Annotated in this window: 20 protein-coding genes; all 20 read right to left on the bottom strand. The window is 46.3% G+C overall.

Annotated elements, in window-relative coordinates:
• Positions 1 to 28 precede the first annotated feature (28 nt).
• Positions 29 to 1,528 carry an FGGY family carbohydrate kinase gene (locus C5745_RS01145; RefSeq protein ID WP_105715104.1) on the bottom strand — a complete coding sequence of 500 codons (1,500 nt, stop codon included), beginning with the start codon at positions 1,526 to 1,528 and terminating at the stop codon, positions 29 to 31.
• Between the two features lies 1 nt (position 1,529).
• On the bottom strand, positions 1,530 to 2,513 hold the full coding sequence (locus C5745_RS01150; RefSeq protein ID WP_105715105.1) for an ABC transporter permease: 984 nt from the start codon (positions 2,511 to 2,513) through the stop codon (positions 1,530 to 1,532).
• A gap of 72 nt (positions 2,514 to 2,585) precedes the next feature.
• On the bottom strand, positions 2,586 to 4,133 hold the full coding sequence (locus C5745_RS01155; protein ID WP_243403209.1) for a sugar ABC transporter ATP-binding protein: 1,548 nt from the start codon (positions 4,131 to 4,133) through the stop codon (positions 2,586 to 2,588).
• Complete coding sequence (locus tag C5745_RS01160; RefSeq protein WP_105715106.1) at positions 4,093 to 4,752, bottom strand: DUF2291 family protein; 660 nt, start codon at positions 4,750 to 4,752, stop codon at positions 4,093 to 4,095. Before C5745_RS01160 ends, C5745_RS01155 begins: the two co-directional genes overlap by 41 nt.
• On the bottom strand, positions 4,739 to 5,689 hold the full coding sequence (locus C5745_RS01165) for a D-ribose ABC transporter substrate-binding protein (RefSeq protein WP_105715107.1): 951 nt from the start codon (positions 5,687 to 5,689) through the stop codon (positions 4,739 to 4,741). The genes C5745_RS01160 and C5745_RS01165 overlap by 14 nt, the downstream gene beginning before the upstream one ends.
• Positions 5,690 to 5,738: 49 nt before the next feature.
• Positions 5,739 to 6,701, bottom strand: a complete 963-nt coding sequence (locus tag C5745_RS01170) for a transketolase family protein (RefSeq protein ID WP_105715108.1) — start codon at positions 6,699 to 6,701, stop codon at positions 5,739 to 5,741.
• Positions 6,702 to 6,719: 18 nt separating this feature from the next.
• Positions 6,720 to 7,556 (bottom strand): transketolase, encoded by an 837-nt coding sequence (locus tag C5745_RS01175; RefSeq protein ID WP_243403210.1) that lies wholly within the window; start codon positions 7,554 to 7,556, stop codon positions 6,720 to 6,722.
• A complete protein-coding gene (locus tag C5745_RS01180) occupies positions 7,543 to 8,955 on the bottom strand; it encodes an L-fucose/L-arabinose isomerase family protein (RefSeq protein WP_105715109.1) in 1,413 nt (470 codons plus the stop codon). The genes C5745_RS01175 and C5745_RS01180 overlap by 14 nt, the downstream gene beginning before the upstream one ends.
• A 42-nt stretch (positions 8,956 to 8,997) precedes the next feature.
• A complete protein-coding gene (locus C5745_RS01185; RefSeq protein ID WP_105715110.1) occupies positions 8,998 to 9,768 on the bottom strand; it encodes a DeoR/GlpR family DNA-binding transcription regulator in 771 nt (256 codons plus the stop codon).
• Positions 9,769 to 9,943: 175 nt separating this feature from the next.
• Positions 9,944 to 11,398 (bottom strand): glycoside hydrolase family 28 protein, encoded by a 1,455-nt coding sequence (locus tag C5745_RS01190; RefSeq protein ID WP_105715111.1) that lies wholly within the window; start codon positions 11,396 to 11,398, stop codon positions 9,944 to 9,946.
• Positions 11,399 to 11,431: 33 nt separating this feature from the next.
• Positions 11,432 to 12,328 carry a sugar phosphate isomerase/epimerase family protein gene (locus C5745_RS01195; protein WP_105715112.1) on the bottom strand — a complete coding sequence of 299 codons (897 nt, stop codon included), beginning with the start codon at positions 12,326 to 12,328 and terminating at the stop codon, positions 11,432 to 11,434.
• Position 12,329: 1 nt separating this feature from the next.
• The gene (locus tag C5745_RS01200; protein WP_105715113.1) at positions 12,330 to 13,721 is read right to left on the bottom strand and encodes an alpha/beta hydrolase family protein; all 1,392 of its coding nucleotides are present in this window, start codon (positions 13,719 to 13,721) and stop codon (positions 12,330 to 12,332) included.
• Positions 13,718 to 15,280: a sodium:solute symporter gene (locus C5745_RS01205; RefSeq protein ID WP_105715114.1), complete on the bottom strand. Its 1,563-nt coding sequence runs from the start codon at positions 15,278 to 15,280 to the stop codon at positions 13,718 to 13,720. Before C5745_RS01205 ends, C5745_RS01200 begins: the two co-directional genes overlap by 4 nt.
• Positions 15,281 to 15,319: 39 nt before the next feature.
• Positions 15,320 to 16,429, bottom strand: a complete 1,110-nt coding sequence (locus C5745_RS01210) for a four-carbon acid sugar kinase family protein (protein ID WP_105715115.1) — start codon at positions 16,427 to 16,429, stop codon at positions 15,320 to 15,322.
• A 6-nt stretch (positions 16,430 to 16,435) separates the two neighbouring features.
• Positions 16,436 to 17,461 (bottom strand): 4-hydroxythreonine-4-phosphate dehydrogenase PdxA, encoded by a 1,026-nt coding sequence (pdxA, locus tag C5745_RS01215; protein ID WP_105715116.1) that lies wholly within the window; start codon positions 17,459 to 17,461, stop codon positions 16,436 to 16,438.
• The gene (locus tag C5745_RS01220) at positions 17,454 to 18,392 is read right to left on the bottom strand and encodes a dihydrodipicolinate synthase family protein (protein ID WP_105715117.1); all 939 of its coding nucleotides are present in this window, start codon (positions 18,390 to 18,392) and stop codon (positions 17,454 to 17,456) included. The genes pdxA and C5745_RS01220 overlap by 8 nt, the downstream gene beginning before the upstream one ends.
• Positions 18,393 to 18,394: 2 nt before the next feature.
• The gene (locus tag C5745_RS01225) at positions 18,395 to 19,546 is read right to left on the bottom strand and encodes an iron-containing alcohol dehydrogenase (protein WP_105715118.1); all 1,152 of its coding nucleotides are present in this window, start codon (positions 19,544 to 19,546) and stop codon (positions 18,395 to 18,397) included.
• Positions 19,547 to 19,563: 17 nt separating this feature from the next.
• Entirely contained in the window at positions 19,564 to 20,715 is a 1,152-nt protein-coding gene (locus C5745_RS01230) for a sialidase family protein (protein WP_105715119.1), read from the bottom strand.
• Complete coding sequence (locus C5745_RS01235; RefSeq protein WP_105715120.1) at positions 20,705 to 21,349, bottom strand: DUF3826 domain-containing protein; 645 nt, start codon at positions 21,347 to 21,349, stop codon at positions 20,705 to 20,707. The genes C5745_RS01230 and C5745_RS01235 overlap by 11 nt, the downstream gene beginning before the upstream one ends.
• A gap of 4 nt (positions 21,350 to 21,353) precedes the next feature.
• Complete coding sequence (locus C5745_RS01240; protein WP_105715121.1) at positions 21,354 to 24,095, bottom strand: alpha-L-rhamnosidase; 2,742 nt, start codon at positions 24,093 to 24,095, stop codon at positions 21,354 to 21,356.
• Between the last annotated feature and the right edge of the window lie 64 nt (positions 24,096 to 24,159).

Consider the following 24,159-nt stretch of genomic DNA (forward strand, 5'->3'; position numbering starts at 1 on the left):
TTATTATTTTATTGTGTGTTTCTGGACGCTATGTCAGGTTAACGAAATGATTGACATGGTCCAGCCAGTTCTTATAATTTTTCTCTACAGTCTCCCTCGAAGAGCTAGGGTAGTACACGTTTGTGTTGGCATCATCCTGTGGCAAAATGGCGTTTACCTGCTTATCCCATACACTTATAGCAGCTAAGCGTGCACATCCTAACGCCGAAGCATCTGGCATAGTGCTGCACAGCACAGGTTTGTCCAGCACGTCCGCTAAAAACTGTACTACGAAAGCGTTCTCCGACATCCCACCATTGACCACTAACTGGGATAAGCTGAGTTGGTGTTCGCTCTCCGTTGCCGTAATGACATCCTTTATTTGGAAGCACACCGATTCCAAGGCGGCACGTATCAGATGAGACCGATTGCTAGCAAATGTCAAGCCTAGAATGGCGGCCTTTGCGTCTTTTTTCCAATAAGGCGTCCCCATACCGCTAAAGGCAGGTATCACGGTGACCCCGTGGTCCGCTGGCACCTCCCGTGCGATCTGCTCCAATTCGCGCTCATCTGCAAATAACCCCAACTGTTCTTTCATCCAAGTTATCGTTGCCCCGCAGGAAACGATAATGCCCTCCGCGGCATACACCACGCCCTTTTCCGTACTGTAATAGATGGCATCAACGGTGTTTTCGCCCTTATACCTCAACTCTTCCCCCACAGCCATCATGATGGAGCTCCCCGTACCTAATGTTGCTTTTGCTTCTCCTCTTTGAAAGCATCCTGCCCCCAATGCGGCCGCCTGCGAATCACCGACGACAGCAGAAATGGATAATGGCTCGGAAAACAATCCTTCAAAGCTAGACCTCGCGTATTCATAGGCCGAAGGATGTACCTCTGGAAGCTTTAACCCCCGCAGTCCGAATTGTTCCAATAGTACATCATCCCATGCCAATTCATAAATATTGAACAACATGGTTCGGGAGGCATTGGTATGATCGGTCCTATAGCATTTGCCACCGGTCAATCGGTATAATATCCAGGTATCTATGGTTCCGAAAAAGACATTTCCCTGCGCTAATTCAGCTGCAATGGCCGGCACATTTTCAACTAGCCACATCAGCTTGGTTGCCGAAAAATAGGGATCAATAAGCAGTCCGGTTTTCGCCTTTACCAAGGCTTCTTTCCCTTCTTCTTTTAAGCGATCGCAAATAGCTGATGAACGCTTACATTGCCAGGAAACCGCGTCGTACAATACTTTTCCCTCACTATCCCAGAGCACAAATGTTTCTCGTTGATTAGTTAAGCCAACCGCCACAACCTGGCTCGGCGATATGCCTAGTTGTTGCAAATCATCGCGACAGGCCGCGACGGATTGCAACACGCTGCGGTAGAGCTCCTCCGGGCATTGTTCTACAAAGTTATCTTTATAATGGATATCAAGCTTAGCGCTACCCCGGGCAACCACACGCCCACCTTCATCAAATGCCAGCGTCTTAGTACTACTCGTGCCTTGATCGATCGCCAGTATATATTGTTTGCCGTCCATCTTATTTCTTGTCTTTATGTTGTGAACGGTCAATAATGACCGCAACCAAAATTACCGTCCCTTTCACCACTTGCTGCCAAAAAGGCGAAACCCCGAGTAGCACCAAACCGTTATTCAGTACACCAATGATAACGGCCCCCAAAACAGTCCCCATAATGAGCCCGCGTCCACCCGATAAAGATGTTCCGCCGATCACTACTGCTGCGATCGCATCTAATTCATATCCTTCGCCAGCATTAGGTTGTGCCGAATCTAAACGGGAGGTAACCAATATACCACCGACTGCAGCCAACATGCCCGATAACACATACACAAGGGTCTTTACCCGATTGACTTTTATACCCGACAGGCGTGCTGCGCGCTCGTTTCCGCCAATAGCGTAGATATATCGACCAAACCGTGTCTTCTTCATGACAAAGACCGCTAAAGCGGTCACGGCCGCGGCGATCCAAACGGGGATAGGGACTCCTAGAAACCATCCGGTACCCAGGCCCGCGAAATCGTCGCCCAGCGAGCTAATAGGATAACCCTGTGTCCATAGCATTGTCAGGCCGCGCGCAATAGTAAGCATAGCCAATGTCGCGACAAAAGGCTGTACCCTAAAATAGGTGATTACCCATCCATTAATCCAACCTAAGGCACCTCCCATCAGTATTCCCATCAATATCGCACCCACAGGTGTAACACTTAGATACACTCCGAAAACGGGAATCTCAGCCCCCATACTCAAAAACGAAGCTGTGACTGCGCCTGCAAAAGCCAAAATAGAACCTACGGAAAGATCTATGCCTGCGGAGATGATAACTAAAGTCATCCCGACGGAAATACAGATATTGACTGATATCTGGCGCATGACATTCCAAAGGTTAGTCATAGACAGAAAGCGATCGGAAAAAATAGCGATGACCAAGCACAATAAAAATAATGCGATCAAGGGTTGCAGCTGCTGTAAACGCTTCTTATATGCTGATACGGTGATGTTCATCTAATTATCTTTTTTTATTTTATGATTTATATCTCGGTTTCATATGTAAATGATCTATTTTCATACACAATATTATTTATCGGGCAATGCCGCTTGTAGTATAGCTTCTTCTGTAGCTTCCTCTGTTTTAAATCCTTGGGTGATACGACCGTCACACATGACAAGAAGACGATCTGCAATGGCAAATAACTCGGGTAGTTCGGACGACACCACAATGACGCCCAATCCCGCCGTGGCCTGCTCCCGGATTAAATCATAGATTTCGCCTTTGGCATACACGTCGATTCCGCGAGTTGGCTCATCCAACATCAGCACTTTCGGATGCGTCGCCAGATATTTGGCCAATACGACCTTTTGTTGGTTTCCACCGCTCAAACTACCGACCTGCTGTTGGTCATTTGCAGCCTTGATACGCAGCCTATCCACATATTGTTGGCAGAGCTCCTTCTCCTGTACGTCCGCCAACACACCCAATGTTTCCAAACTCGACAGTACCGACAGGCTTAGGTTCGAGCGTACATCCATACCCAACACCAAACCGTCCGACTTCCTATCTTCTGGCACGAGCGCTAAACCATACCGGAGTGCTTCGTTAGGTGAACTGAAAAACGGGGCGTCTTCCCCATCGAACGTAAAATCGCCCGAAGCCGGTTTACCGCGCAAGCCAAACAAGGTTTCCAACAATTCCGTTCTACCCGCTCCCATAAGTCCGAAGATGCCCAATATCTCACCTTTGCAGAGTTCGAACGACACCTGATCGAGCAACATGGCGTCTTTTCCAGGATGTATCAGCGATAGGTTATGCACTTGCAGCACTTTCTCTTCTGTCGTGCGGCATGGAGATTTCGTCCGTTCGCCCAGGGCTCTTCCCACCATCATGTTTACGAGTTGCTGTTCATCAACTTCTGCTATTTGCCCTTGCCGAACCAGCTGGCCGTCTCGCAACACCACATATTCATCCGCCAGCGTAAAAATTTCCTTCATTTTATGCGAAATGTAGATAACCGTGGTACCTGACGCTTTTAGGTCGCGTATGATATCGTACAGAGCGTAGACCTCGGACTCGCTAATAGCCGAAGTGGGTTCATCCATGATCACCACATCACTTTCCACCAGTAACGCCTTCGCAATCTCGATCAGCTGACATTCGCCAACTTTCAGTTGCGAAACAGGCATGTCTAGATTCAACGTTAACTTCAAGCGGGCGAGTAACCTTTTAGCTATGGCTTTCATCTCCGTCCTGTCCAACGCCCCCCAAGTCGTAACCAACTCTCTTCCTAAGAAAATATTCTCCACTACACTGAGGTGCGGGATAAGATTTAACTCCTGATGGATAATAGCGATACCTTGATCCTGCGCGTCGCGTGGTCTTTGAAAACGAACCGAATCGCCTCTATATAGGAGTTGTCCCTCATAGTCAGGATAGACGCCGCTTAATATATTCATCAGCGTGGACTTCCCCGCACCGTTTTCCCCAATCAAAGCAATCACTTTCCCTGCTGGAAAATCGATACTAACGTCGCGGAGGGCGTATACACCATTAAACGTTTTTGATATATTTTTTAATGAGACCACCATATTAATCTTTAAACTGTAATTGTATAGGTTTAATTTCCACATCGGGATCCCACCCTAATCGTCTATTCAGCGCAAAAGCGCCTTGCACCTGTATAGTCTTACCCTCTTTTACGCTCTTCAAGAAAGGTGCCACCACTTGCTTGCGCACACGTTCGTTGATCGACTCCGATAGGCTATTAAACGTAGGTAAGCTACCAACCTCCTTGAGTTGTAATTTTCCGGACGCATCCCGGATTTCATTACCGAAGATATAAACCGTCGAAATACGGAATGTACATTGCGCTTCTCCCGTTCCGAATGTCACGGTGATAAAGTCGTCTTCTACCGTATTTACCTGACCCTGACCGCTGATCAGAAAATAGTATCTGTTCCCGATTGCGGTCTGCTGCCCATATTTCTCCCAGCCGTTGCTATCCTCTGTTTCCAGCGTCTTCAGCAAGCCGCAGGGCTGAGGTGCATCCAACATAACCGCCGGCAGGGTTTCTTCAAAGTAGACCGCTACCATTTCGGCGACATCCTCGCCCGCTGTCGTTTCTGCTCGTTCGTCCAACGGCACGATATCGAAAGACAAATACAATAACACCAAGCCAATCAATGCGGATATCCCGTACACGAGTGACCTTCTTTTCTGAGGCGACCTATATGTTTCATTCTTTACCATAGCTCGTATATCTATCTACGTTGGTGGGTGTCACGAGTTCAACATCGACCAATGTTTTTTGTTGAAACTCGGTCTTTCCCTTAAAATATTCGTCCGAAAATGCGACCGCGGTCTCGGCAATCTTCTGTGGAAACTGCATGACCGTCGCATCCAACCCGCCGGCCTGCACCGAACGTACCGCATCTTCCGACCCATCGAAGCCGTAAACACGGATCGCTTTGTCTTTTCCGGCAGCGACCAATGCTTGCTGAGCTCCCATAGCCATCGCATCGTTTCCGCAGAACACGGCGTCGACATCGGGATGTGCCTGCAAGATCGATTCCAATACTTCCATCGCTTTGTTCCGATCAAAGTCCGCACTTTGCTGCGCCACCATCTCCATCTCGGGAAACTGATCAACAACGGCATGGAAGCCTTTCGATCGGTTCCAGGTATTATTATCACCCACCAATCCAAGCAATTCGACATACTTTCCCTTTCGCTTCAGGGAACGAACGAATAAACCGCCCAGTTCGACACAGCCAGAATAACTATCCGAAACAATCTGCGAAGTCGCAGCATCGGGATTATTCAGTTCCCTATCCATGCAAAATACAGGAATACCGGCTTCCATCGCTTTTTTTGCATTAGCCACTGATCCATCGGAATCTGTGGCATTCAGTAGTATAGCATCGTATCCTAGCGCCACGGCATTTTCAAAGTGATTCGACTCCAATGAAGTATTGTTTTGTGAATCGAAAATACGAGCAACATACCCTCGGTTTGCTGCCTCTTCTTTAGCCGTTTCGGCCAGAAATACAAACCAGGGATTATTGAGGGTAGACACAATAATCGCAATCTGCTTGGCATTATCCTTCTCCGACTCGTTGGAGCCGCAGGAAAAGCATAGCAACAGGGCCAAGCATACGCATAAACATCTGCCAATGATATACATCATCTATTTGGTTTATTTTTTGTTTATAATGGCGCACTAAAGCGCGCGTATTTTACGCTTTTTCGGCGGTATGCAAGAGCTCCAAGGCTGCTGTCGCGATTCCCGCGCCGTTGATACCGTAGTGATCGAAGATATACTGCTGCGAACCGGTGACGGTATATTCATCCGGAATCCCCATGATATGGAAGGCATTGTGATGGCGTCCCTGTAGTAAGAACGCCGCACAGGCTTCGCCCAAACCACCGTTCACACTATGCTCTTCTACGGTAAGGATAGGCATGCCTTTTTCTCGCAGCTCAGTGAGCAATGTCGTATCCAGCGGCTTCACCGTGTGCATACTGACAACCATGGCTTCCAAGCCCTCCGACGCCTGGAGCATTGCTGCAGCATCCATCGCCGGGTGAACTGTTTCACCGGTAGCCAAAATAACCATATCCTTGCCTTCGCGCAGTACGCGACCTTTACCAAACGTAAACGGCACATCCTCTCGAAGTATGGGCATCGGTCGCTTGCCAAAACGTATATACACCGGGTGGTCGGACACTGCGGCTTGTTGCACCGCTTCTCGGGTCTCAAAATTATCCGCAGGCGCGCAAACCACTATATTGTGAATTGCTCGCAGTGCAGCATAATCGTGTAGACTATGATGTGTCGATCCTAATGCGCCGTAGCTGACCCCCGCGCTGATGCCCACCAACGTAACCGGATTGTCCGAATACGCTACATCGTTCTTGATCTGTTCCAACGATCTTGCTGTCAGAAAACACGCTGGCGACACGGCAAAAACCTGTTTTCCTGTAGATGCCAGCCCGGCGGATATTCCCACCAGATTCTGCTCTGCAATGCCCACCTCGACCAGCTGGCGTGGAAAGCGTTGCGCAAAGGGCACCAGTTTTCCCGATCCTCTGGAGTCGCTTGTAACCACCAACAGCCCCTTATTTGTTTCTGCAATCTGTTGCAACGTCTCCGAAAACACCTCCAGATTCGCTTTTCCCATTTTAATTTCCTTGTTCATATCCAAGCCCGTTTTTAATTAAAGCGCCAAAAGAGCGTCATCCAATTCCTTTTGTGCCTGTTCATACTCCTGTTCACTTGGCACACCGTGGTGCCATTTCAGTACATTTTCCATGTAACTGATACCTTTACCTTTGATCGTATGCGCGATGACCAAGCTAGGTTTCTCCGTAGTTAGCGGGAGTGAGCGAAACGTTTCCTCCAATTCATCAACATCATGTCCATCCACTTCGATCACCTCCCAGCCGAAACTTTTAAACTTATCAGCTACTGGATCTGTATTACACACCTCTCGAGTAGGGGCCGAAATCTGCAACTGATTATAATCGATGATCGCACAAAGGTTATCCAATTTATAATGCGCAGCGGTCAGCGCGGCCTCCCAGTTCGATCCTTCTGCCAATTCGCCATCACCCATCAGGGTAAATACTTTGTAATCTTTCGCGTCGAGCTTTCCGGCAATTGCCATGCCGACACTCAAGGAAAGACCATGCCCTAGGGCTCCTGTATTCTGCTCTACACCCGGCACCTTTCGGGTGGGATGCCCGATGAAATGCGAACCTCCTTGGCAAAGATTTTCCAGTTCGACTTCGGGGAAAAAACCCTGATCGGCCAATACAACAAAGAGCGCCTCCACACAATGCCCTTTACTCTGGATGTAACGGTCCCGATCGGGACTATCAAAGTTTGAAGGTCCTACGTGCATAACCCTATTATAGAGCACATTCAATATGTCTACGCAGGATAGACTACCTCCAGTATGCCCCGCTTTTGCTTTATAGATATATTTTAGAATACGCTTTCGGTATTCAATTGATTTTTTTGCTAACGATTCCATTCCCTTATCCTTTATCATGGTTGTAGACTTCCCAATCGAAGTAATTCCCTAGTGCTTCTTCCAATATCTTCGCTGTTCGAGAGGCATTCATGACGACATGATGTTCGAAGCCATTACGGCATACGTACTGCATCAGCCCCTGCAAATCCGGGATGCGTGCCACTGCACGGTTACCGAACGTATTTAATTCATCGTCCGTAAGCTCTCCTTCACCTATATACACTTTGATCTTGCCTTGCATATCATCCGTACTGATCCGTCCATACGTCAATGGCGATGCCGGCGTCCGTCCGTCCAACGCCCCCCAAGTATTTTCTACACCCAGAGACGATCCTAAGATGGGTGCGTTGCTGATTTCTATATCCGGTAAGAATGCCTTTGCCCAATTCCCACAGTGAAACAACACGGTTTTATTCGGGTCGTCGGCATAGTTATTATTCCAATCCACCAACGCACTTGGCGAACCGGAGGCCAATTGCATAGCGTACATGGTCAAGGTGCCCGTAACATCCACTTCACAGGCGCTTGGGAGCATATTTTCACTCATCATGCTCATGGAAGTACACACGTTACAACCAAAATTCTGTTGCAACGAGGTCCAACATTGCAATGCCGTGGCATCCAAGGCATGTTCTTCGACAAACTCCTGCAACACAAAATCCAGCTTGGCCATCTGCACCAACGATTCATCCGGCGTCAGTCCGCGTTTAGCATAATTGGTTATAGCTTCTATCCGTTGCTTCACAATCGTATCATCATCTTTGATTCGGTTTGCACGCCCCAATATCTCGGAGAGATCGGCCGTTACAACGGTGATACCGTTGCGCTGCAATATCTTTTCGCTGTAGCGTACAGTGTTGAAGCCCCCTGGCCGAGCGCCGATCGCTCCAATCCGCATGCCTTTTATTCCGCTAACGACACGGCATACAGCGGCGAAATCACCTATTTCCTGTTTGAAATCTGCATTATCCGGACGGATGACATGTTGCTCCGTTAAACTATATTTTATGCCGTATTGGTATAGGTTATTGCAAACGGAAATCTTTCCACACCATGCGTCGCGCCGACGGGCAACATCCAGTTTGTCAAGGTCGTCCGGATATGCTTGCACGAGCACGGGCACATCTAAGCCCGACAGCCGAATGGTTTCGGCCATTCCGCGTTCGTCGCCAAAATTGGGCAATATCACTAATATCCCCATAATCTCCTCACGATGGGCTTTAAAAAGGTTAGCACATTTCTGGGCGTCAGCAAAGGTTTCCACGCCGCCTAATTTCGTATCAGACTCCGCTAACATAACATAGTCCAAACCCAGCTCATCCAACACCGCTTTCACCTCTTTTCGCGCAGTTCCCACCAAGTGATCCGGAAAAAAATCACGATTTCCAAAAATGACACCAAAAACTCCTGTATTCATTTGCTCTCTCTATTTGAATTTACAATGTATAGCCAGCTACACCTAACCGCCGGCAATAATAATATCAATCTCGTGGTCCCGAAACATATTTTTATGTATCTCATCAATTTCGGAATCCGTTACCAAAAAATTAACAAGGGACATCGCGCCTAAACTGGCAAACGATGTCTTGCCGATTTTAGTTGAATCCGCAACCAAGTAGGTGGTTTGCGCTGCGTCTACCATCGCCTTTTTTACAATGATATCACTGATACTCGGGTAGGTGAGGCCGGCTTTCAGCGATACACCTGCCGTAGCTAAAAAAAGCTTCTGCACATTAATTCCCTTAAAAAAATCGGAGGCCTTCTGGCCAGTTAGCGACAAGGTAGGAGGTTTGAACTCTCCCCCCGTCATGATGACTTCAATACCCGGCTCGGCACCAAGCATCAGGGCAATGTTAAGGGCATTGGTAATGACGGTCAGATTTTTTACTCCCTTGATCTTGCGGGCAATCTCTGTGGTAGTAGAACCGGAATCCAAAATAATCGTATCCCCATCTTCGATAAGTTCTACGCATTTTAATGCAATCTGTTCTTTTTTAGCGATGTTTTCGTATTGATTGGCAAGCGAAAAATTTCGTACCTGATCTTCGATATTGCGTAAATAAGCCCCACCATGATCCCGGGATATGAGTCCTTCTTTCTCCAGCTTCTCTAAATCTTGGCGGATGGTTGCTTCGGTCACCTTAAAAAGTGCTGCTAAATCGATTACTTTAGCTGCCCCATCCTCTTTTAGCAAAGCCAATATTTTTTCTCGTCGTTGTATTGGAAGCATAATAACTTAGTATTATAACATTTTAGCTTCGTTAAATATCGAAAATAAAACGCAATAAACAAAGAAAAAAGAAAATAAATGAAAATCGACTGCTGTTAGAAACCACGCATTGCCACCCAACATGAACATGTTGGGTGTGTATCAAAGACAGATGTATTATGTTAACGGGATGATATTACCGTTGTATTACCCGCACTCGCTCCGTTTTAAAGCCCGAGACATGAACGCTATCGACAGCACATTCTTCGCAATATACTTCACTATCTTTTAGCACGAAATTATCGACGTCATTTAACGTGAGGTAATTTTTGCCAGTTGCGTGGAGATTGGTTATTTCCACATTCTTTAACGTTGATTCGGGGATGCCCTCCACGTTGATGCAGTTTTCCGATGATTCGATTAAGACATCGTTGATCTTAACGTTGGAAAATTCCGGCGTCAGGTCATTGATAGCAACCTCAAAATCCCGACTTGCTTGGGCTCCAACATGCGTGGCGCTTCCCAGCATATCCCAGCGCAAGGCCGAATGGACAACGTGCATGCGGATATTCTCAAAAGTAATATCGTGTCCACCGCCTCCACGCGGGCGACGTGTCTTAAAGCGGATGCCTACGTCTGTGCCGTCGAAAGCACAGTCGTGCACATATAAGTTCTTGATCATGCCCGCCGTTTCACTGCCTAGGGTAATGCCTCCATGCCCTGTTCCTGCCAAACAATACCGTACCACGATATTTTCGGACGGCTTGTTTACCCGCAGTCCGTCGTGTCCCCGGCCGGCCTTAATAGCGATACAATCGTCACCAGTATAGAGGCTACAGTATTCCACCAGTACATTTTTAGACGATTCGATGTCAATTCCGTCACCCCGCTGTATGCCTTCTGAATACACTTTAATTCCGCGAATGACGACATCTTCGCAATAAGTCGGCACCACATTCCAAAAGGCCGAACGCTCCAGCGTAACGCCCTCTATATACACTTTTTTACAGTTGATCGGTGCAATCAAGGCCGGTGGAAATATAAAAGATGCGGTTTCCCCGTCGTAGATACGCTCGTTGACCGGAAGGTCTAAGTTGACCACCTTTTCGATGACCTCATGTGTCATGGTCCGTTCGCGCACCGACCCTTCACCGGGGCCTACTAATTTTCCTTTTCCCGTCACTGCGATATTTTCGGCATCACGCGCATAGATACAGGCGCCCAGAGAATAAAGCTCAATTCCTTCGTTTCGCGTAAACACTACCGGCAGGAAATCCGATATTTCGCTTTTAAACGTAAGTACCGCGCCTTCTTCCAGATGCAGGTTGATATTCGATCGGAGTTCAATTCTTGCAGAAGTATACTCGCCCGCTGTTAACAACACGGTGCCACCTCCCACCGCAGCAAGCAGATCAATACGTTTCTGGATATCCGACGCGCCAGGGAGCAGCGAATCGACTCGTTCGGGAAAAACAGGACGCTTAAAATCGTAGTCAAAATAAGGTGATTGAATGGGCGCAATCGTATCAGGCATCACATCTGCTCCTACCTCGTCATATTGCGGTAATGCCGCGTCTAATCGTTCTTGTAGCGAGGTCGACGCGCACGCGCAGCATAAAAGCCCAACCAAGCTGATCCATATTGTTTTCATCAAATTATTATCTTTTAAACGACAGTGAAGCCATTATCCTTGAAAAATAGATTTCACATATCTGGTATTAGCACCGAAGTTTTCTTTCACCATGCGTGGCGACAAGTTTGCATCTCTGGAACGTTCAATAACTAACCAACCCCTCCAGCCCATTTTATCTAATGCTTCTTTTACTTTCGGCATGTCTAGACGCGTGTTGTTTTCTAACCAGACACCGTCTTCGTCCGTACAATGAATTTGGCAAATCCGCTTTTTGCCTAAGACTTTCAATTCTTCTATCAAATCCCGGCCTTCCTTCAAAGGATTAGAAAAGTTGAAATAAATCTGAATATTTTTAGAACCGATGTCTCTTAATAGTTCTACTTCTCCTCGGGCATCCAATGCCGTTTCTATTCCCACGATAACACCGGCTTTTTTCGCCATCTTACCGACTTCCCGCAGGCGTTCCACAATCGCAGGGCGCAACTCGGGGTTCTTCACCAAATCTCCTTGCACGCCTAACGGCAGAAAGGCAATCTTAGCACCCAATAGATTACAGGTCTTTAAACAGTCATCGACCATTTGCTTATACGTTGGCCGCGTTGCGAACGACTGTGCATAGAAGCCGGTCATCGCCACTGAAGCCACCTCGATTCGGTGTTCCCTCAAAGCGTTAATATAATTTGTCCGGAATTCCTCGTCGAAAAACTTATTATCGAATGTATCCCGGTTACCTAGTCCCCCCATATCGATTTCCAGGCCGTCGGCACCGATTTCACTGGTCAATTTAACTGCACTTAGCTTCTGTCTTTTCAAGATCATCAAATCAATGACCGCCACTTTATAGCGCTGATCTTTCCCTGCGCGTGCCCAAGTTGATTCCGGCAACATCAAGCTCGTTGCGCCAAGTACAGCTGTCGTGATAAATGCTCTTCTGTCTATTACCTTCATGCTATTCGTCTTTAAATAATAGTTTTTCTAAATTTTCATAACCGTGTATCGCGTTAGATGGCAAATTTTCCCCATTCGCCCCAAAAGCGTATAACGCGTTTTCTTCTTCTATGATACAGTCTGACTCGTCATAATCACCGGCTGCATTTTTAACCCGCTGCGTATTCAGACCAAAATGCTTGCTGATAAAATCGTAAACAGGTTTACGTTTGGAATAACCGAAATCATGGCCATCCTCGGGGAGATGTACATTTTCCACCAATTCGGTTTCTCCGTAATAGCCATATATTTTTTGGAGATAAGGGAAATCATGTTGGCGCATGTGTGCTGTCCAATCTTTGCCGTCCGAGATTACTAACTGTGGTCTGGGCGCCGCCATAGCCGCCAATTCAACATTATTTGTTCCACCGGCACTCGCATGTATAGGCATCCCACTCTCGCAAGGGCATCCCCCATAGAAATAGGAAGACAACGAAACGACCGGAACGCTCAACGTAATACGGTCATCCAGCGCGGTCATCAGTACCGTCTGACTGCCACCCCCAGAACCTCCGCAGATACCCACGCGTGTCGTATCGATCTGACTATCTTGTAACATCCAATCTAGTATACGTATAGCTCCCAATGTTTGAACGGTCAACGACAAGCTCTTGCGGTGGTCGCTATACTGAAATTGTAGGCCGGACTCTCCCCAGCCAAAAAGATCGTAACTCACGGCAACCGCACCCATTTGTGCGGTCATCGCGCAGCGAATCTGCGCGTCCTTCCGGAAACGATGACCAGCCCAATGTCCATCTGGACTCAACATCAGCGGCACCTTACCTTTTGATTTCAAAGGTCTATATATCGAACCGTTAACATATAAGCCGGGCATGATCTCCAAAGCAAAATTTTCCACGGTATAGTTCTTAAACTTCCGTTTTTTTGTAACCAAGGGTACTGACTGCGGTCGTGGAGGCAAAGGCGACAGCTTCAAGGCTTTGTACAAATCCGGCCGAATCTGTTGTTTCCGTTGTTCCCAGCTGTCCCTATCCTGATACCGCGAGGCCAATTGATCGAGATAATCCCATCCGTCCTGCGGCTCCCATCGGTAATATTCATATTCTTTTAGCTTATATTTACCTTTCCCTTCTTTATTCGCCTTTAGATCCAACGGAGCTAATAAATTTCGAAGGGTCTCATCCACATCTGCACGGAAACGCCACGCGGCGTAATTCAACGATTTGCCCGCTACGAGCTTTTGATCATACTTGATATCGATATTGTATCGCTCTTCCACGATATGGATAACATCCTCAAGCGGCATACGGTATCTATCATCCGAATTTTGTGCCCTACTAAAATGGATAAAACAGCACAAGTATACCAAAGTGGTAATGACGACTTTTCTCATGATTCTATTCCCCTTTCGCGGTCAAGCCGGCGGTTTCTTTTCCATCCCCTATAGTACAGATTAGAATCTAATACAGGTTTTGGAAAAAATAAACTAGCCAAATAGCCGACAACAACAACGACCAAGTGGCTATATACCCCCAGCATCATCTTATGATGCGTAAAATTATATTCACCCAAATCCAACAGAAGAAACGTGTTTCCTCCAAATTCAATCTCGGTGCTGGTTAAAAATGCGTAAGCAGTAAACAGCACACACACCGCAATCGCAATATTTATTCCTTGGCTATTCGCGCGTTCGGTGAAAATACCCAATAAGAAAATACCGACTATACCGCCCGAAAATATCGCGTATAGTGTAAAGATAATACCCAGGATACTTTCGCTCCCTAGTTCCACGTAGATAAAGCCAATAATCATGGAAATGGCTCCCGCAATGGCGACCATCCAACGACTAGCACGGAGATATTCGTTATCCACACGCTCGGGACGCAGTTTTTTGTAATAATCTTCGATGCCTACGGCCGCTAGCGAGTTGAGGTCAGCACTAAGGCTACAAATAGCCGCAGAAATCATCGCCGCCAGGATAAATCCGACCACGCCCACAGGCAATTGTGTCATGATGAAATACGGAAACACGCTATTGGGACCTATATTATCGGGTAATGGTTGTTGCATATAGTACACGAAAAGCGCTGTACCAATAAACATAAAAAGCGACCATACCGGAACCGTTAGTAAAATCCCCATTAACGACGCACGGATCGCCGATTTATCTGAACGTGCGGTTAGATACCGTTGGATGACGGTTTGGTCTGTCCCATACTTTTGGATCGCATAAAACATTCCGTTGATGGCCATCACCACAAAAGTCAACCGCGTAAAATCCAGATCATACGGCCCGAATCCTGTCCTCCCGCTTTCGGAGGCCACCCGCCACACTTCCGGAAAGCCACCATTCACGGAGAAGATAATAACGAGCAAACATAAAATTCCGCTGGCGAAGAGCATGAATCCCTGAAATACATCGAGCCAGATGACCGCCTCAATACCACCAAGCAAGTTCACAATAACAATGATGCTTCCCACCACGAGAATAATCCAATACGTGTTGATGTTCGTCATGCTCGATAGCGCCACCGCGAGAAGATACAGCACTGTTCCCATTCCAGAGAACTGACGCAATACAAACGCAATGGAACTATAATAGCGCGCAAAATTGCCAAAACGCTTCTCAAAATACTCATAGGTACTCAGGCCAATTACCTTTCGGTACAACGGTACAATAAACCATACGGTGCCCATCAGCACAATAGGCACCATCAGCCCTTGAACCAGTAGTATCCAATTATTAGCGTACCCTTCGGCGGGATACCCTAGAAAAGTGACACTACTAATCAGAGTTGCCAACAACGACATACCTATCGCCCAAGACGGCACACGCCCTTTGGCAGAAAAATAGGCTTCAGTAGACTTCTGATTTTTTGCATATCGAAGTCCAAAGTATAAGGTAATCAATAAAACGGCTATAATTATTCCGTAATCAAATATGCTCAACATAAGGTTTATCTATCATTATTCGACATTACATCGATTGGGCTAAAATACCCATAATTCTTCTGTCCACGGATAACTTCCTGGCTTCAATGTTACCGTCAATGCTACTTCGGGCACATGATTCCGAATAACACCCTGCCCATACTCCCATGTGGGCACGAGCGTGTCGATACCAAGCACTTCCAATATTGCCCGAGCTGTTGCACCTCCCTCAATGACCAACTCATGCAGTGTATACTCCTGATAAAGAATAGCGAGCACTTGTGCAATATGCTCCCGGACGATTGCTGCATCGCAACGCACCGTGGGAGCAACGGCTAGTATCACTTTGCCATATTTATCCATCTTGCGACAAATAGTTTTTGCCACTTCTTCTTCTTCACCAATATCCGCCCAATATACCACTTTATTGGTATTAACCGTCGCAATACGTTCGATACTGCTTTCATGACGGGACCCACACACATATAATACAGGCGTTTGAGGCAGGGGATCCAAATTATTCGATACCGGACGCTGCTCTGTCTGCTGACGAAGCAAAGCATCAAAAAACGCAGCACCTCCCGCGCAGATCCCAAAAGATATTCCTACAGAAGCCCAACTATCCAAGCCTGCTTCGTCTTTGACTGCGGCAACGGTGTATGGCGGCTTTACTGTCGATAATGTTTTTACATCGTCCGTCAGATGCCAAGATTTGGCACCAAGGGTCTCCAATATACGACTTTTTGTTACCGGGAACTCGGGATCCTGCGCGAAGTCGGTTTCCGCAATAGGCTTGCCACTAACCCAATACACGCCATCTTTAATGACACGCCCCAATGCCGGATTAACGGGACAAAAGACTACATTATCCTTTTGGAAAAAAGTCCGATAGAAGGATATCTCTTCTTTGATATGCCCACGGAGTGCTGAATCAAACTTGAGGTATATCCAGTCCCATTTGAGGCCTTTGTCCAGCAAAAATGTCGTTTGCAGGTGAAGAAGCACTTCATCCGCTTTTAGCGACCGTGTATTTGTATTCAGAATCCGAACATCTTTACTTATTGGCGATGCTAATGTATGCACGATCTCTACCGATAATCCGTGACGCAAGACCATCCCGCCTATTTCGGCAGCACCAGTCAAATCATCCGCAATTACCAATATCGCCATCAGATTTTATTTATTTAAAGCCAATTGTACAGCCGATTCAATGGCCAACACCATAGCATCGGGACTAGCCACGCCTTTGCCCGCAATTTCAAAAGCTGTTCCGTGATCTACGGAGGTTCGAATAATGGGCAGCCCCATCGTAATGTTCACGCCTTTCACACTATCCATTTGTTTCTTCTCCGCATTCCATTTAAAACCGGTGAGCTTAAATGGAATATGTCCCTGATCGTGATACATCGCGACAATACCGCCATAGTAACCCGTAGCTGCTTTCGAAAAAAGCGTATCCGCAGGTACAGGCCCTTCTACGTCATATCCCCTTTTACGTGCTTCTTCTACCGCCGGCACAATTTCCTCATCGTCTTCCGTACCGAATAGCCCTGAATCTCCAGCGTGTGGATTAAGCCCAGCTATACCGATTTTAAGGTTGGTTTCTCCCAGACTAGCTAGCCCTTGATGCAGTAATTCCGTGACCTCCACGATACGGTCTTTTTTCACCAAATCACAAGCTTCGCGCAATGGTACATGGGTGGACACGTGAATAACTTTCATGTTTTCCTCCACGAGAAGCATGGCATATTTCTTTGTCTGGGTGTAATGTGCATAGATCTCTGTATGACCTGCAAAATGGTGGCCTGCTTCGTTTACAGATTTCTTATTGATCGGCCCGGTTACAGTGGCATCTATTTCTCTTTTCAGCGCTAGATCGATCACCTTTGTAACCGCTTCAAACGAAGCATTTCCCGCTTCCGCCGATATCTCTCCAAACGTGATTTTAGCTAAATCCGTGTTCTTCAAGTCCAATACATCAGCCTCTCCCGAAACAAATTGAGCTTTCGAAACCTCATCGATGGCGTGAACGTTGATAGGTAGCTGCAGTTGCGATATGATTTGTTGAAAAACAGCCGCATCGCCAACTAAAATAGGTCTGCAAATATCCTGCACACGTGTATCCAACAATGCTTTTAATGCGATTTCGGGACCAATGCTCGCCGGATCCCCCATCGTGATCCCAATAATTGGCTTATACATGACTTATTAAATTCAGTTTAATGTTATCTTTTGTTATCAAAGCTTGAAAAGCTTCCACAATATGCGTTTCTTCCTGTTCGCTCAAGGTGTATAAAGGGGGCATCATAAACGATTCACATAGGCCCAATTGTTTCATTAGCACCTTAAGTGCCCACAACGATTCCCCTAAAGACTTATTTGACTGATATAATGCACCTAGATCATCCGATTGCTTTTGTAAAGCGTAAGCACTTTCCAAATCACCTTGTTCCGCTGCGCGGCACATATCTCGGTATATCGCGGGAGCAAAATTCGCCGAACTGGGCACGACGCCATCACTACCGTTAATTAGGGAATGTGCAGAGGCTCCCGCCCAGCCCATATAGTGTTTGAAATCCGTCCGATCGCGCCATAAATCCAAGGATTGGTCTATTCGTTCCATATTACGCTCTGAATCTTTCACCGCAACAATTTTCGGATGATGGCTCAGCCGTTCTAACAGATTCAGCGGAATAGACATGTGTGTCGTCGCAGGAATATTATAGGCGATCAGGTTAGGTTCAATAGCCTCTGCTAAGTCTAAGTAATATTTCTCTATCTGTACATCCGACAACTTATAATAGGTTGGCAATGTAGCCGCTACTTCGGATACCCCTAATTCGAACGCCAGATTCGCAAAAGAAATAGAGTCTTCGAGAATATTAGATGAAATACCCACATATAGTTTTTCCCCTTCGGGTCTATTAACAACAGCTGATCTTAAATATTCTTCTTTAAAAGTATTAGACAACGATGCTGATTCGCCAGTAGTCCCTAAGATAAAAGGCGTGGCTCCATTAGCATACAAATAGGAAAATATACGGGATACCGCATCTTCATCTAAACTTAAATCTTGTTTCAACGGTGCAACCACCGGAACAATCGTTTCTTTTCTTGTTTTTATTTCTTTCATTTTTAGTAGGCAGCATTAAATATTGATACGGCATCTTGCAATGTAATCTCTCTAGGGTTGTTGACTAACAACCTCGTAATCTTCATGGCGTCCTCCGCCATCTTCGGAATAGCCTCTTTCGGTATTTCTACATCGCGCAGTCGAGCAGGGATACCGCAAGCATTGATTAATGTCCTGACTCGTTCGATGCCCGCACGAGCTGTTTCTTCGTCGGTAGCTAAACGGCTGCATCCTAAAGCAACCGCCACTTCAGCGTATTTTTTGGGTGATGCCACGTAATTATATTCCATAATATAAGGCAGTAAAAGTGCGTTGGAAAGACCATGGGCCAAATGAAACATACTGCCCAACGGATAAGACAACGCATGAACTGCTGCCGTATTCACTGGGCCTAAACAGAAGCCACCCAGCATACTTCCCATCGCAACATGATATCTCGCTTCTTCGTTCTTTCCGTTATGAACAGCTTCTTTTAGGTTCTCTGCTATCAAGCGCATGCCCTCATAAGCGTACATATCGACAAAAGGTTGGGAAAACTTATTGGTATAGGCTTCCAAGCAATGCGTCAGGGCATCCAAACCCGTCGCTGCGGTAATAGCTGGCGGCACACCAATCGTAAGCAATGGATCTACATATACCTTATCCGGAACCAGATAAGGACTGATGATTCCTTTTTTCTGATTTTCGTCATCCACCAGAATCGCATTCGGGGAAACCTCGCTTCCCGTTCCAGCGGTAGTCGGCACACAGATAAGACCTTTATTCCGGCCTTTTAATAGACCGTTTCCGACGATCTCTTCCAACGATTGCGCGTTCTCCAGTTGTGCAGCGACTAATTTCGCTACGTCTAATACACTTCCACCACCGATACCGATAACCGCATCCGCCGCCACAGTTGAAAGTTGCTGCAATACCATTTTTACATCTGAAAAGGTAGGTTCTTGCTCGATACTGGTATCCGTCGACACATCGATCTTATTCCGCTCCAATATTGCTACAAAATCAGCTAGCTGTCCTAAAAGTGGCTTAATTGTCATGATAATGACGGCTTTATACCCCTGCTTCACCACATCTTCGGCTAGCTGCTTCAGCACTCCATTTCCAAAAACCAAGCTCCCCGGAAAGCTAACCCTTGTTATCCGATCTATTGACATATTATTTCGACATCTAATTATTCTTCTTCTGCTTTATAAGTTTCTAGCTTTGGCAATGTATAACCCTTCACTTCGGGCCAAGCACCGTCCTTTATCGCTCTTTTCTTTAATTTTTTAGGGTTGACGACCACATGTTTCATTTTTTGTCTCCTCCAAGTATAAGCGAAATGCAATAGACCATCACTTGTTTGTATAACCGCCGGGTAAGAGTACTGACTGATCGGTGAATCTTCTAAGATCAATACCGCGTCCCATTTCTTACCATCTTTCGATATGGAAACATTTAACGGGGTCCGTGGCCCTTTCGGATTTTCTGGTGGAGGTAATACGTGGTTATAAACCAGTACATGCGTTCCGTTTTCCATCGTGACAGCATCCGTGCCCGAGTTATTATTAGGCAAACTTGTTTTGCGCAATGGCGTCCAAGTTTCACCATAGTCATCCGACCATGATTCCACCAGCGCCCAATTACGGCTTCTTGCCAAAATCTGTAGTTTGCCGTTTCCGTGATCTAAAACACTGGGCTGAATCGCCTGGAGGCTATCTTCTCCCGTTGCGATCGGTCCGACCTTGCGCCAAGTCTTCCCGAAATCGGGTGTAATTTCAAAATGAATATTCCAGCCATCCCCTTCTGTACTGCTTGGACAAATCAAGTTGCCATTGCTCAGCAAGACAGGCTTGTTCTTAATGGGGCCAAGAAATCCTTCCGGTAATTTTTCCGCATCCGACCATGTTTTCCCACCATCAGTTGAGCGTTTCAACAGGCCCCACCATTCGGATGGTTTAGGCCCTACTTTATAAAACAACAGTAAGTCGCCATTGGGAATCTGATACAGTACCGGGTTCCAGGTGGGCAAGCGGCTTCCGTCTTTCTGCACACCATCAGCAACAGATTGCGGTCCTGTCCACTGCCCATTTTCATACCGGCAGATATAAATTTCTACGTCGGGATTGCGTTCCCTCGTTCCGCCAAAAAGGGCGTACACCAAGTTGCCTGCCGTCGTTTCCACGATACTCGCCGAATGACAAGAAGGAAAACTGGCTTTATCATAGATAAACTCATTGGTGACAATACCTTTTTGCCACTTGTGGAGTGCATTTTGCTGTGCCTGCGTTCCAACGAGGAACAAAAAACTAATAATAACGGATAAACCTATTTTATTTTTCATTTGATTTTCTTGCTTTTTCGGCTTTAGCCTTATTCACGTAATCTTTATATAACTGTCTCCAACTTCTGCCGTTGGCGTTCAAATACTGCTCTGATTTGGTTTTATAAATCTCGAAAATGGCAGAGATCTGCTTCATGTTTTTGTAGTCGATCGCCATTTCCCTCGCCTCTTCCAAATTAGCTCTGATCACTTTTTCCTCTTCCGCGGTCAAATCGGGCACAATGGCTTTATAACCGTTCATGGTAAAATCAACCTTACCAATCGTGTATTTGTCCAATATAAAAGCCACTTGAGCAGTATCTAATTCTTCTCTTAAACCATCCATTAACGTTTTATGAACGATATAAGGCATAGCCGAATCGGCAATAATAGTTCTATCCAGCTCACTTAATTTCTGACCGGTTAAAGGGTTGATTCCGGCTGGAACCGTACTCGCCGGATGACTATTATGCCATTCTTTAACGGCAACCAGATGGTTAAAGATTAACGTCTTTATACGCTCTTCTTTTTCGATGTCGTTAAGTTCAAGCGCGGCACTCCATTCGGCGGCCCGTTTCTGTTCCCCTGTATTATCCTGCGCCTTCAGACTTACCGCTAAAAAGCTCAGAAGAAAAATCACGAATATCTTTTTCATGTGTTTATAATTTAGTTTTGAATTGATAAGTTCCCGACCCGATCGCTATCTTCACCCTATCCGCGTCCGCTGACAGTATTTTGATATCTTTATGCGCACTTAAATTTTTGTTGCCTTCGGTAATTGACGATGTTTCTTTTGCAGGTAAATACACCACGGCTTTTGCATTTTCTGGAATAGCGATCTTCCATTCAAAAGCAGATTTGTGCTTTGTCCAGTTAGACACAATTTCGCCATATAAACTCTCGTACCTAGCGTCCACATGATCCAACCCGGCAATCAGCTCAGGCTTCATCACGATGGTTTGGAACCCATTTTCTTCGGATTTAATCCCAGCCAGATTTTCGTAATACCACACAATCAAATCGCCCAGCATCATGACGTGGTTTTGCGAGTTCATTCTTGGATGGGCCGTATCGCCATTCCACAGTTCCCAAATCGTTGTCGCACCGTGTTCAATCATATAACCCCACGACGGATAGGCAGTATTGGTGGCCAGCTTATACGCCAAATCGGAACGTCCTATATCGGTCAACGTACGCATAATCCATTGTGTTCCCACCACGCCTGTACTCAAGTGTCCATTATTTTCGTTTTCGATAATTGTTACAATCCTATCAGCAAGCTTTTCCTTGTTCCCGTCTTCTACTAAGCCGAAGTACATCGCCAATATATTCTCGGTCAGCGTATTTTTGCCATAATATCCGCCCGGGTGGTAAAACCGCTTATTAAAATCTATCTTCATTTTTTCGGCAGCCTGCTCGAAGGCCACTCGGTCCTGTACGTTTTCGGTATGTTCCGAAAAGCGCGCCATCATATTCAACAAATGATAATAGTATGCTGTTGACAAGAGCGGATTCGGATATTTCTTGTCCGCACTCTTCCCGCGGCCTTCTTCTATGGTTGCCGGCGGCGCGCACCAGTCTCCGTAGCTATCCTTGGTGATGATCCCTTCATCATCCATATAACGCGCCTGCATATACTGCATCCAGCGCTTCATGGCCGGGTAATGATTTTGCAACACGCGTATATCTCCAGTCTGTTGATAAAGCATATCTGCTATAATCAGGTACGTCCCTGGCCAAGTCATATTATCACTATAGTACCGCCAAAAAGCCGGTGCGACATCCGGTATTGCGCCATCCTCCTTTTGAGAGAGCCGAATATCTTCTAACCATTTGAAATAGAAATTCGCATTATCGAACATGAAATTTTCTCCGTAAGCACTGATTGGGCGGTCGCCCAGCCAAGCTTGGCGTTCGTTCCGTTGCGGACAATCTACCGGAATACTTTTATAATTGGAGGCGATTCCCCACCAGGCGTTGGTGTATATCTGATTCAATAATCCATTGGATGAGCTAAACGATCCCACGGTCTCCATTTCATCGTATACCAAACGTCCTACAAAGTTGTCCGTAAGTGCCTCTCCGGGGTACCCCTCTACCTCTACATAACGAAACCCGTGGTAAGTAAAGCGAGGTTCCCATTCTTCTACGCCCTGGCCTTTTAAAACATAGACATCGGTTGCCTTCGCAGCCCTTAGGTTGTCGCGGAACAGCGTACCATCTTCATTTAGTGATTCGGCAAAACGTAAGGTCACTTTCGCTCCGCTTTCACCCTGCACACGCATCTTCACCCATCCCGAAAAGTTCTGTCCATAATCAATAATATACTTGCCATCCCCTTTTGCGATGATAGAGACCGCTTTGAGATCTTGCATCACCTTCATGTTCCGGTTTAGCTGAGCTTCATAGTTCCCTCCGGGCTCTTGCACGTATTCAGCTTTCCTCCATGCGCCGTCATCATAGCCCACCGTTGCCCAACCTCGTAATTCCTTACGTGCGTCATATATCTCCCCATCGTATTCGTTATTGGACAGGATTGGTCCTTCCGTCGTACCTTTCCATGTATCATCGGTGTGTATCGTCTGCTGCGATCCGTCGGTATACGTAATCCGAATCTGCATCTGCATTTTTGGGAAGCCAAAATTTTTCACTTTATACGGCTTTTCCTGTCGTATCGCATAGTAGCGTCCGTTTCCTAATATCACGCCCAACGCGTGTTCCTTGCCGCTAAGTGATTCCGTAACATCGAACACGTTGTATTTGACATTTTTGGTATAATCGGTTAAACCCGGCGCTAGTACCTGATCGCCGATCTTCTTACCATCAATATACAACTCATATAAGCCAAGCCCCATGATGTAGGCTGTTGCCTGCTGCACTTCTTTTGTTAAGGAAATCTCCTTTCTGAAATAGCGTGCACTAAGGTAACCAGCATCTTTGTCGTCACTGTCGAAGTATCCATCAAAGCCGATCCACCGCCGATTCCAATCCTTATAATACAATAGCCCTACCCGCCAAGACGCTGGTGCTGACCAATCGGATTCTCCTTGATTGGTGGAGACTTTTACTTTCCAAAAAACCTCCATATCACTCTTTAAGGCTTTCCCATCATAGAACACGGAAATAGAATTATCGGATATTTGTTTACCTGAATCCCATAAGTCGCCGATATGTTGTGCCAGTTTTTCGGGTGAAGATGCCACCAGAATATGATATGCCGTCTGAACAACATTTCGGCCATCTGCCTGTATTTGCCAACTTAGTCTGGGGTTTGTCTTATCTATACCAATTGGATTAGTCAACAGCTCACACCGCAGTACATCCACACGGGGTTGTGCAAAAGCTGTTAAGCTTAAACACACCCAAACTAGCACCCCTGTTATCTTGCCTATTCCTTTCATCTGCTATTTTTCATTTTTATCTGCCAGACGGAGCCTTTGTTCAATAATGATTTTGATCATATCG

Origin of the sequence: Sphingobacterium haloxyli (assembly GCF_002980525.1) — a bacterium.
In the GTDB taxonomy this organism is placed as follows: Bacteria; Bacteroidota; Bacteroidia; order Sphingobacteriales; family Sphingobacteriaceae; genus Sphingobacterium; species Sphingobacterium haloxyli.

Coding starts and splice junctions, on each gene's coding strand:
- C5745_RS01240 (WP_105715121.1), bottom strand. CDS start 24,095: ATGAAAGGAATAGGCAAGATAACAGGGGTGCTAGTTTGGGTGTGTTTA.
- C5745_RS01145 (WP_105715104.1), bottom strand. CDS start 1,528: ATGGACGGCAAACAATATATACTGGCGATCGATCAAGGCACGAGTAGT.
- C5745_RS01165 (WP_105715107.1), bottom strand. CDS start 5,689: ATGATGTATATCATTGGCAGATGTTTATGCGTATGCTTGGCCCTGTTG.
- C5745_RS01190 (WP_105715111.1), bottom strand. CDS start 11,398: ATGAAAACAATATGGATCAGCTTGGTTGGGCTTTTATGCTGCGCGTGC.
- C5745_RS01235 (WP_105715120.1), bottom strand. CDS start 21,349: ATGAAAAAGATATTCGTGATTTTTCTTCTGAGCTTTTTAGCGGTAAGT.
- C5745_RS01155 (WP_243403209.1), bottom strand. CDS start 4,133: ATGTGGAAATTAAACCTATACAATTACAGTTTAAAGATTAATATGGTG.
- C5745_RS01230 (WP_105715119.1), bottom strand. CDS start 20,715: ATGAAAAATAAAATAGGTTTATCCGTTATTATTAGTTTTTTGTTCCTC.
- C5745_RS01180 (WP_105715109.1), bottom strand. CDS start 8,955: ATGAATACAGGAGTTTTTGGTGTCATTTTTGGAAATCGTGATTTTTTT.
- C5745_RS01200 (WP_105715113.1), bottom strand. CDS start 13,721: ATGAGAAAAGTCGTCATTACCACTTTGGTATACTTGTGCTGTTTTATC.
- C5745_RS01220 (WP_105715117.1), bottom strand. CDS start 18,392: ATGAAAGAAATAAAAACAAGAAAAGAAACGATTGTTCCGGTGGTTGCA.
- C5745_RS01150 (WP_105715105.1), bottom strand. CDS start 2,513: ATGAACATCACCGTATCAGCATATAAGAAGCGTTTACAGCAGCTGCAA.
- C5745_RS01175 (WP_243403210.1), bottom strand. CDS start 7,556: ATGATAAAGGATAAGGGAATGGAATCGTTAGCAAAAAAATCAATTGAA.
- C5745_RS01205 (WP_105715114.1), bottom strand. CDS start 15,280: ATGTTGAGCATATTTGATTACGGAATAATTATAGCCGTTTTATTGATT.
- C5745_RS01170 (WP_105715108.1), bottom strand. CDS start 6,701: ATGAACAAGGAAATTAAAATGGGAAAAGCGAATCTGGAGGTGTTTTCG.
- pdxA (WP_105715116.1), bottom strand. CDS start 17,461: ATGTATAAGCCAATTATTGGGATCACGATGGGGGATCCGGCGAGCATT.
- C5745_RS01160 (WP_105715106.1), bottom strand. CDS start 4,752: ATGGTAAAGAATGAAACATATAGGTCGCCTCAGAAAAGAAGGTCACTC.
- C5745_RS01225 (WP_105715118.1), bottom strand. CDS start 19,546: ATGTCAATAGATCGGATAACAAGGGTTAGCTTTCCGGGGAGCTTGGTT.
- C5745_RS01210 (WP_105715115.1), bottom strand. CDS start 16,429: ATGGCGATATTGGTAATTGCGGATGATTTGACTGGTGCTGCCGAAATA.
- C5745_RS01185 (WP_105715110.1), bottom strand. CDS start 9,768: ATGCTTCCAATACAACGACGAGAAAAAATATTGGCTTTGCTAAAAGAG.
- C5745_RS01195 (WP_105715112.1), bottom strand. CDS start 12,328: ATGAAGGTAATAGACAGAAGAGCATTTATCACGACAGCTGTACTTGGC.